This is a genomic window from Pedobacter cryoconitis, assembly GCF_014200605.1.
Classification (GTDB): domain Bacteria; phylum Bacteroidota; class Bacteroidia; order Sphingobacteriales; family Sphingobacteriaceae; genus Pedobacter; species Pedobacter cryoconitis_B.
Window position 1 is genome coordinate 95000 of sequence record NZ_JACHCE010000014.1, and the last position, 10225, is coordinate 105224.

The following is a 10225-nucleotide window of genomic DNA, read 5'->3' on the forward strand; positions in this document are numbered from 1 at the left end:
TTAGATAATTATTTTTATTAACAGATGCCATTAACTTCAAAAAGTTATATCAGTATAAGGCCAGAAGTTTTTATTCAGGGAATTTTATAGCAATATGATCCTGATTCCCCTTTGAATATGGGACCTGAACTGATATGCCAAATAAAAAGCAGGAGATTTTGAGGAGATTTGAGTGCGCAATTTTCTTTCTGATTTCATTTACATTCCACTTACTAAACAATCATTAGATATAATTATTTAAATATAATAACATAATATTAAATAACAATTATTATTAGAATAAAATTTAACAAATTAATACTTATATTTCTTTAAAGTCTTATTAAAGTATTTATATACTCTTAAAACAGAAATATTCAGGAAAAGATATAGTTTCTTTAACCTGCGATTTGATAAATTCAGAGGACTGTTGTAAGCAATTTTACCTGCTACATGAACCCGGCAATAAAGAATATGCCATTTATGATCACGATATAGAATAGATCATGATAGTATAGAAAAAATTGTAAAAGCAGGTTCCCTAAAGAAACCTGCATATAGTTAATTCACTATTACGGGGCGATAATAGTAAAAAGGTACACTGCAAAGATGACCAGCAGTACTATGCCCTGTAATATATTGGTACGGCCGGTAGCCAGTGAAAGCATAATCGTAAACTGTGCCAATAGCAACAATACGGTTGCTTTCATATCAATTCCCAAAGTAATACTCATACCAGTTACAATAGCTACAATAGCTACAGCAGGTATCGTCAATCCTATACTTGCCAGTGCAGATCCCAAAGCCAGGTTAAGACTGGTTTGTAAACGGTTCTTTTTAGCAGCACGATAAGCAGCCAATCCTTCAGGTAATAATACGACAGCTGCAATAATTACACCAACTAAAGATTTTGGGGCACCCAAATTGATCACGGTATTCTCTATATCCGGAGCTAAAGCTTTAGCCAGTAATACCACAATACCTAAACATAAAACCAATAGAAATGCACTCATCAAAGCCACTTTTCCTGTTGGCGGCTCAGCATGTACATCCTCATTTCCATCGGCTTCAGGAGGCAAAAAATAGTCACGGTGTCTGACTGCCTGAACCATAACAAACGAACCATATAATACCAGGCAAATTACAGCCACAAAAATCAATTGTACCTGGGTATATTCCGGGCCAGGTTTACTTGTGGTATAATTTGGAAGAATTAAAGTAAGTACCATAATCGCTGTAAGTGTAACCAGTGCCGCACTTACCCCTGGTAAACTAAATACCTGTTCTTTAAATTTAGCACCTCCCACAAGCAGACTTAGCCCAACAATTCCTGTTAAAATAATCATCACAGCAGCAAGCACAGTATCTCTGGCAAGCGATGCGACATCAGGCCCTCCGGTCAGCATCAGAGAAACAATCAGCGCGACCTCTATAATAGTAATAGCGAGTGCAAGTAATAAAGTACCAAAAGGCTCACCTACCCGGTGTGCAACAACTTCTGCATGATGTACAGCGGCCAGTACTCCACCAATTAGTACAGCTGCAAGAAAAAAAGTATAAAGTACCCCAAGATCAAAAGAAATTCCAAAATAAGCCAGCCAGGCTAAAACAGGCGTTACAATTGTCCATAATGGCAGCGGTAATGTTTGTTTCATAGTTTTCTAGTTTATTATGTAATTGTGAAAATTATAAACAAGCAATTATGGTGCTAGATAAATAAACAATCCATTATTTACATATACTTAACAAAAGTTAATATCAATAATTTGTAAACTAAGTTTAGTTTTACTACACTTACAAAAAAACAAATAGCCATGAAAAAATTAATATTAGCCCTGACTATCCTTTTTACGGGATTTCAACTTAAGGCACAACCTAACCATGTCAAACACATTATTCTGATTGGCTGTGATGGGTTTGGCGCTTACGCTATTCCGGATGCAAAAATGCCCAACCTGAAACAATTAATTAATACAGGCTCCTGGTCACTAAAGGCACGTTGCGTATTGCCATCATCCAGCGCGGTAAACTGGGCTTCTATGTTAATGGGTGCAGGGCCTACCGAACATGGTTATACAGAATGGAACAGTGCTGTTCCTGAAATCCCTTCCGCTATAAAATCCCGGTACGGATTGTTCCCAGGAATCTTCACCTTAATTAAAGAACAAAAACCCAAAGCAAAAACAGCTGTAATTTATAGCTGGCAGGGTATCGGCCCATTAATTGAAAAAGATGCAATCACTTTTGTAGTTCCGGGGCCAAATGGTGATAATGATAATTTTTGCGCGGATACTGCAGCGTCAATAATTATCAGGGAAAAACCTTTATTGACTTTTATACATTTTTCAGAACCCGATGGAACCGGACACAATATTGGCCACCGCACCCCTGCTTATTATAAAGAATTGGAAAACGTGGATAAACGCATAGGGATAATCATTAATGCAGTAAAAAAAGCAGGCATAGCTAATGAAACAGTAATTATTGTTTCAGCAGATCATGGCGGCACGGGCAAAGGTCATGGTGGTAAATCATTGGATGAAGTTCAGATTCCCTGGATTGCAAACGGTGCCGGAGTATCAAGAGGGCACGAAATCAAAAACGTAATTATTACTTACGATACTGCAGCTACAATTGCATGGTTATTAGGATTGAAAGAGCCTCAAAGCTGGAGAGGAAAACCGGTTATTGAAGCATTTAACAGTAAATGATAAAAATTTAACAATAATATAACATTGCAAATGTTTACCAATATTAAACAAAGTTCTATAATTGTAAACAAACAAAATTATAAGTAATGTCAATAAAACTAGTAGTGTTTGATATGGCGGGTACAACCGTAAGCGATGAAAATTATGTAGCCATATCATTTCAGCAAGCAATGAAACAACATGGATATACCGTAGCATTGGAAGACGTAAATCCGATGATGGGATATGAGAAACCACTTGCAATCAAGATGATGCTGGATAAATACGAAACAAATGTAAAGAAAATCGATGAAGACATTATCCATAAGATACATACTGATTTTGTAGATATAATGATTGACTTTTATAAGCACTCTACAGCTATTAAACCATTGCCAAACGCAGAAAACACTTTTAGTCAGTTGAGAAGCATGGATATTAAAATTGGTCTGGACACAGGATTCTCCAGGAACATAGCAGAACTGATTATCAGTCGTCTTGGCTGGGAAGATAAAATTGATATTATGGTAGCGAGCGACGACGTAAAAAATGGACGTCCTTATCCGGATATGATAGATCTGATGAAAGCCAAATTAAATATACTGCCTGCTGATGAAGTAGTTAAGATTGGGGATACAGAAGTTGATATCAATGAGGGAATAAATGCAGGTTGTAAATATGTCATTGGAATAACTACAGGAGCCTTCCAAAGACATGAGCTGGAGCCTTATCATCCAACACATATTATTGATAATCTCTCAGAAGTTATCACTATTATCAATTCATAAAATCATAAGGTCCGTTTCTTAGAACAATTTAACATAGTTTTAACTGATAAACTCTGTTGAATTTCTTAAGTTTGGACAATTGCGGTTTTATGGAAGAGAATATTATACTTAAGATAAGTAACAGAATAAAAGAAATAAGAAGAGACAGAAATACAACGGTACAGGAACTCGCCGATCTGGCAGGTGTAAGCAAAGGTTTAATTTCACAAATTGAAAATAATCGTACTGTACCTTCTCTAATGGTACTTATAGATATAATCAGCGCCCTGGATGTAGATTTGAATCAGTTTTTCAAAGATATCTCTGCAAATAGCCAGCTTAGCCCTGTGATTATTAAACGAAAAGAAGAATATCAATCTTTTGAAAAAGAACAGGCCCTTGGATTTTTGTATCAGCGTATTTTCACAAAGACCTTTAAAAACTCTACAGTTGATATTGTCTTGCTTGAACTTGAGCCAAATGCAACCAGGCCAATGGTCGTTACCGAGGCTTATGAATACAAATATATCTTATCCGGGAAAGTAGATTATATTTTTGAGGATCAGACTTACAGTCTTTCAGACGGCGATTCTATGCTTTTTGACGGACGTTTACCCCATACACCTAAAAATACCACAGCTCAAAAAGCTGTTATGCTGATCATCTATTTCTTTGAGCAAAACGGAAATAGTAATGGAAAATAAAAAAAAGGCAAAAGACGATCAGTCTTTTGCCTTTTTTTTATTTTAATGCCATTGCATTTCACCAGTATTCACTTTTGCGCTTAATTCAAGGGCCATTAAAAACCTGGCATTAGGATAATGCTTCTTTAATGCCGCAATTAAACCTGCAGAAGTCTTCTCTTTCTTTAATTCCTGTTCGTAAACTTCAAGATATTCTTTAGTATAATGAACAGATGCAAGATTCAAAGATGCATCTGCAGCCGCATGTGCCGGAATAACTACTTCGGGTTTTAAAAAATTGATTTGATTAAGAACAGCAATCCATTCCGTCCTTTTTTCTGTAGTAGCATCATCAGCAAGCCATACATGAAAATTATCACCAAATACATTAATACCGCCAATAACTGCTTTGATTGATGGTATCCACACAAATGATCTTTCAGGTGAAGCTTCAGTGCTTAATATCTCCAATTTCTGTCCTTCCAGCTCCAGGCTGTTACCTTTCAGTATTTGTGGTAAAACAATATTTTTTGGTGCTGCACTTTTCAACTGCGGCCCCCAGACATCAAGTTTCCCCTGTGCGGTTGCTTTGATATGATCCACTGTCTGTGCAGTAGCAAATACAGTTACCTCCGGATAATATTTTTTGATAACCTCCAGGCCAAAATAAAAGTCAGGATCACCATGACTAATATACACAGCTTTCAGATTTTTACCTGTCTTTTTTAATTCAGCAACAACCTGCTCTGCATCTGGCAAAGTAAATTGTGCATCTACAAGAATGGCATCTGTTTTACCACTAACAATTACAGAGGCAACTCCTAAACTAGTTTCAGGTGCATTGTAAACGGTTAATTTTAATGGATTAGTTTCTATTTTTCTAATACTTTGTGCCTCTGTTTTCGAAACGATGGACATCAGTAGCAATGCTGTAATAATGAGATTTACTTTCATAGATTTATTGTTTTTTGTCAGATGAATCCGGCAGAATTAAAATAATTATTGAATACGTATTGCATTTATTTCTCCGATCAGAAGATCGATGTTCTTAGTAATTTCTGCTAAAGAAGAGTATCCCTGTTCTAATAAAGTCAGCTGATCCTGCTCTTCAAACAGCAAAGTAGGATAAGAAGATGCATACTCCATCGCTGTAGAAAAAGCAGATTGAGTAATTACTTTCATATTTTCACTATTGAAATGAACCAGGAACTCAGCGCCGTCAATTCCAAGCAGGGTACAGATTTCCAGGTATGTATTTTCCATATTCAGATCTTTACCTGCTCTGTATCTTGCCTGCTGTAAAGCCACCATGAAAGGTACATTCAGAGCATTCCAGAATTTTTGTACTGTGACAATAGCCCTTGATGGTATTTCACTATCCAGTTTCACTTCCTGCTGGCGGATAAATTTAAAATACGCATCCCCAAACTCAGTGCCGGTAAGCTGTGCTATTCTTTGATCATGTTTTTCAAAATAACCAGCCATTTGAGGGGATTGCATTCTTACATTTGGCCCTGCCCACATCCCACCGGGTACAATTACAAAGTCAAGTATATTTTTATAGGCTTCAAAAAGAGCCAGCGTGTGGTTACTATTACCGTAACACCAGCCGCATAGCGGGTCCATTACATAAATCAATTTCATTTATTATTTCTTTGTCTAATTAAGCTTTACTAGTTCAATACAAAATTAGACCTTCCCCTGATCGGGAAAGTTGAACTAGTTCAAAAAAGACAGGTTATCTTAATCTGGAAATCTTTTTCCTGATTTTACTTAGAAATTCATGGGAAATCCCCAGATAGGCTGCCATCTGCTGCTGAGAAAGCCTTTGTTCAAGTTGCGGATACTTAGTAATAAATTCCAGATATCGCTTATCAGCTGTATTGCTTAACGAAGAAATCATCCTGCGCTGCAAGGCAGCATGTGTTTTTTGCGTCATCACCCTAAATAGTTTTTCAACTTTGGGCAATGTTTCGTACAATATATTTTTATACGGATAAGTGATCATCAGGATTTCGCTGTCTTCCAATGCTTCAATATTTAATATGGAAGCGGTCTGATTCGTAAAGCTATCAATATCTGTAATCCACCAACCTTCTACTGCAAAATACAGAACCTTTTCAAAGCCCGATTCATCCAGATAATAGACTCTCAGACAGCCCTTATTCACGAAGCCTTCAAACTTACAAACCTCGCCTTCACGTAACAGCATCTGCTTCTTTTCTGCGTGCTGTAAATAGAACGGAGCAGAAAATTGCGCAAATTCTTCATCTGTAAGATGAATATGCTTTTCTATATTTTCACGAAGTAAAGTGTACATATTGAGGACAATGAAGTAGCTGAAAAATATCGGATATGTCTAAAATAGGCAATATTATTCAGATGTGTTTTAAAGCATCATTTTGCGCTCTATTTTTACAAAATTACTTTTGTAACTTTACCATTGCAAATCTCTTAATAAGATAGAATTAATGCCACTTACAGCACAAATGAAACTTAGTTTAACTACCGGTTTAACTAAACTTTTTAATAACCGGTTATTCATCCTCAGTTTTTTTATCTTATTACCAGCAATTACCACATACAGGCAATATCATACTGGTGCATCACATAATAATTATCTGATTTTCATTTACACGTATTTTCATGCGAATGATCACCTGTCTTTATTTGCCAGGTATCCTGAATATGGGGATATGAATCATTATGGGCCTTTATTCGCTTTGATTATTGCCCCATTTGCAATGCTGCCCGAATTTATAGGCATGTTCTTCTGGGAACTGGCAAATAGTTTATTTCTATACTTTGCCATCAGGAGTTTACCGCTCAAAGAAGCGAAGGTTAACGCAGTTTACTGGATTATTGCCCATGAGTTGCTTACAGCCTTATTTGCCTGCCAGATTAACCCGTCTATCACAGCTATCATCGTTTTAAGCTATACTTTAATTGATAAAAAACAGAATTTCTGGGCCGCATGTCTGATTCTGCTGGGTACATTTATCAAATTATATGGTATTGTTGGTCTCGCTTTCTTCTTTTTTGTGAAAGAAAAACCAAAATTCATTGCCTATTGTATCTTTTGGGCCCTGCTATTTTTTGCACTGCCGATGCTCTTCTATGGGCAAGAATATATTATCTCCCAATATAAAGAATGGTATCTTTCATTAAGTGCTAAACAACTTGAAAATGCGACGCTGGTTTCGTGGCAGGATATCTCTGTTATGGGAATATTCAGACGGATTAGTGGCAATGCTGATATCCCAAACCTGCCTTTCCTGGTTACAGGGATCATTCTTTTTGGTCTGCCATACCTGAGAATTAAGCAATATAAATCACAGGACTTCAGGCTCATGTATCTGGCCTCTACTTTAATATTTACGGTAATATTCAGCAATTCATCTGAATCCCCGACCTATATTCTCGCATTTACAGGTGTTGCTATCTGGTTTGTACTGCAGGAAAAACCTATTCAACCTATAGTAATCGCTCTTTTTGTATTTGCTATCCTGCTTACCACCCTGGCTCCTTCAGACTTCTATCCACGGTATATCCGGGAACAATATATTATGAGGTACTCTTTAAAAGCTCTTCCGTGTGTGCTGATATGGCTATTTATTACTTATCAAATGATGTTTAAACGATTTGATTTCAAAACAATCTCCAACTAATGAAGAAACTGGTTTCAGTTGTGATTCCTGCCTTCAATGAAGCAGAGAATTTAACCGTCATCATTGACAGGTTAGAAAACGTTTTCAGCAAAACACCATACGATGTAGAGTTTATCCTCGTTGATGATGGCAGTAAGGATAAGACTCTGGCTATTCTTAAAACAATGGCAACAGTAAAGCCTAATTTATTCTATATAGAGTTTTCCAGGAATTTCGGGCATCAGTTAGCCTTAAAAGCCGGATTGGATAAAGCTAACGGGGATTGCGTGATATCTCTGGATGCTGATCTTCAGCATCCGCCAGAATTGATTACTCAAATGCTGGAAAAATGGGAAGAAGGTAATGAAGTAGTTTATACCAGAAGACTAGAGGATAAAAGCTTGCCTTTTGGTAAAAGAAAGTCTTCCGTACTTTTTTATAAATTACTTAATGTTTTATCCAGCATTAAAATCGAAGACGGAACAGCCGATTTCAGGCTGATGGATAAAAAAGTAATCGATGTATTTAAAAACTTCGAAGAAAATGAGCCTTTTATCAGAGGACTGATCCAATGGATGGGGTATCAGCAGATTGCTATTGATTATACCCCTAGCAAGCGCTATTCTGGATCAAGTAAATATAATGTAAGAAAGATGATGGGTTTTGCTTTACAGGGTGTCACATCCTTTAGTATAAAGCCACTTTATACAGCCGTCTACCTTGGATTCTCATTTTCGATGTTATCCATTCTCTATGTTCCTTATGTTTTTTATGCAGTATATAGCGGTATAGAAGTAGATGGATGGGCATCAACCATTATGACTATTGTCTTTTTTGGCGGGCTACAGCTTATTATTATGGGTATTATAGGAATCTATATCGGAAAGATGTTTATGCAGTCTAAAAACCGCCCTAATTACATTATTAAATCAACAAATTTAGTTCAACCTACATAAGATATGGTATTACTCAGTTTTGATATTGAAGAGTTTGATATGCCTTTCGAATATGAGAAAACTATCACTTTCGAAGAACAGATCAGCATTTCAACTAAAGGCACTAAGATCATACTGGATTTATTACTAAAACATCAGCTTAAAGCTACTTTTTTCAGTACAGTTACTTTTGCTAAAAATGCAGATGCACTGATCAAACGTATACTTCATGAAGGTCACGAATTAGCCTCACATGGTGTGTATCACTCTGACTTTAAAAAAGAACATTTACTGGAATCCCGTTTGGCTTTAGAAGAGCTTTCTGGTGTAAAAGTAACAGGTTACAGAATGGCAAGGATGATGCCCGTAGACGAGCAGGAAATACAAAAAGCAGGATATCTTTATAACAGCTCTATAAACCCAACCTGGTTACCAGGAAGGTACAATAACCGTCATATCTCCAGAACATACTTTTATCAGAGCCAGGTTTTACAAATACCTGCATCTGTAAGTCCAATTTCCCGTTTTCCTCTTTTTTGGTTATCATTTCATAATCTACCGCTATGGTTCTATAAACACCTTGCAAAAAGAACCTATCAGAAAGACAACTATCTTAATATTTATTTCCATCCCTGGGAATTTACAGATCTGACAGATAAAGAACGTTTTGGTTTCCCTGGTTATGTTAGTAAAAACAGTGGCCGGGATATGATCAAAAGGATGGATGAGTTTATGAGCTGGATTAATCAACAAGGTTATCCTTCAGGAACCATATCACAGTTCACAAAGAATATCCCTGCAGGATAAAAATCAGGTTTTATTTTCCCTTTTGATTCAAGCCTAAATGTCCGGTTCAGGCTCTCTCCCTGAAAGTAACATAAGATTGGAAGAAATAGCTGAATGCGGACATCAGAACAATTATAAAAGCTTGTGAAGGCGTTGCCCACAAGCCGAAATATCCCACCAGTAAATGCAGTAAACCATAATTCATCAGGAGTGAACTTCCCGTTACAAATCCGTATAGGATGAGCTGCTGAACGCCCCGGCCTTCCCGCTGAAAAACCAGGTATTTATTTAATAAAAAACCTACTGGAAAACTTACTGAAAGTGCCATCAGATCGGCAGCGATATAAGAGGTAATCGTTAAACTCCCAATTCTTAGATCCTGCCCTATTAAAACATAATTATAGCTCAGATAGAATATAATAAGATTCAGCAATGCATTACTTCCACCCGTCACGCCATACCTGAATGTCTTTACAGGAATAAATCTTGAAAAGGGTGGGTAAAAGAAATCTATTAGCTTAATAAGTGGATTCTTGAGCAAGTCTGATAAGTTATGTAATGCAAATAGTAAATAGTATACCAGACAAATATAAGACTCTGTTTAAACATCCAGCTACAGATCATTAAGAATAAACTTGCTATTAAAAACCCCTATAAACAAGAAAAGCCTGTAGTTTCCTACAGGCTTTCTTTAAGATTTGGCACCGACCTACTCTCCCACGTGTTACCGCAGTACCA

11 protein-coding genes are annotated in these 10225 nt (G+C 36.7%); 6 read left to right on the forward strand and 5 right to left on the reverse strand.

Translation table 11 applies throughout. From position 1 onward, the window contains the following. Nucleotides 1–551 precede the first annotated feature (551 nt). On the reverse strand, nt 552–1634 hold the full coding sequence (locus tag HDE68_RS26210) for a calcium:proton antiporter (protein WP_183885665.1): 1083 nt from the start codon (nt 1632–1634) through the stop codon (nt 552–554). 159 nt (nt 1635–1793) lie between these two features. Here HDE68_RS26210 and HDE68_RS26215 point away from each other — a divergent pair, with 159 nt between their 5' ends. The 3 genes from HDE68_RS26215 (at nt 1794) to HDE68_RS26225 (ending at nt 4140) form a co-directional block, all read left to right on the forward strand. Further along, on the forward strand, nt 1794–2690 hold the full coding sequence (locus HDE68_RS26215) for an alkaline phosphatase (RefSeq protein WP_183885666.1): 897 nt from the start codon (nt 1794–1796) through the stop codon (nt 2688–2690). Between the two features lie 86 nt (nt 2691–2776). Beyond that, nucleotides 2777–3457: an HAD-IA family hydrolase gene (locus HDE68_RS26220; protein WP_183885668.1), complete on the forward strand. Its 681-nt coding sequence runs from the start codon at nt 2777–2779 to the stop codon at nt 3455–3457. Nucleotides 3458–3546: 89 nt separating this feature from the next. After that, a complete protein-coding gene (locus HDE68_RS26225) occupies nt 3547–4140 on the forward strand; it encodes a helix-turn-helix domain-containing protein (RefSeq protein WP_183885670.1) in 594 nt (197 codons plus the stop codon). A gap of 42 nt (nt 4141–4182) precedes the next feature. Here HDE68_RS26225 and HDE68_RS26230 read toward each other — a convergent pair whose 3' ends face one another. The 3 genes from HDE68_RS26230 to HDE68_RS26240 form a co-directional block, all read right to left on the reverse strand. Beyond that, on the reverse strand, nt 4183–5073 hold the full coding sequence (locus tag HDE68_RS26230; protein WP_183885672.1) for an MBL fold metallo-hydrolase: 891 nt from the start codon (nt 5071–5073) through the stop codon (nt 4183–4185). Between the two features lie 45 nt (nt 5074–5118). After that, nucleotides 5119–5763: a DsbA family protein gene (locus HDE68_RS26235; RefSeq protein ID WP_221300975.1), complete on the reverse strand. Its 645-nt coding sequence runs from the start codon at nt 5761–5763 to the stop codon at nt 5119–5121. A 94-nt stretch (nt 5764–5857) separates the two neighbouring features. Beyond that, entirely contained in the window at nt 5858–6439 is a 582-nt protein-coding gene (locus tag HDE68_RS26240) for a Crp/Fnr family transcriptional regulator (RefSeq protein WP_183885674.1), read from the reverse strand. Between the two features lie 169 nt (nt 6440–6608). Here HDE68_RS26240 and HDE68_RS26245 point away from each other — a divergent pair, with 169 nt between their 5' ends. From HDE68_RS26245 to HDE68_RS26255, 3 genes are read left to right on the forward strand one after another with little or no spacing between them, the layout of a single operon-like run. Continuing rightward, nucleotides 6609–7787, forward strand: coding sequence for a glycosyltransferase family 87 protein (locus tag HDE68_RS26245; protein WP_183885676.1), 1179 nt, complete (start codon nt 6609–6611; stop codon nt 7785–7787). Next, on the forward strand, nt 7787–8722 hold the full coding sequence (locus HDE68_RS26250; RefSeq protein ID WP_183885677.1) for a glycosyltransferase family 2 protein: 936 nt from the start codon (nt 7787–7789) through the stop codon (nt 8720–8722). Before HDE68_RS26245 ends, HDE68_RS26250 begins: the two co-directional genes overlap by 1 nt. Nucleotides 8723–8725: 3 nt before the next feature. Next, complete coding sequence (locus HDE68_RS26255; protein WP_183885679.1) at nt 8726–9508, forward strand: polysaccharide deacetylase family protein; 783 nt, start codon at nt 8726–8728, stop codon at nt 9506–9508. A 46-nt stretch (nt 9509–9554) separates the two neighbouring features. On the opposite strand, the gene HDE68_RS26260 is transcribed toward HDE68_RS26255, so the two are convergent. After that, complete coding sequence (locus HDE68_RS26260; protein WP_183885681.1) at nt 9555–10028, reverse strand: GtrA family protein; 474 nt, start codon at nt 10026–10028, stop codon at nt 9555–9557. Nucleotides 10029–10225 lie beyond the last annotated feature (197 nt).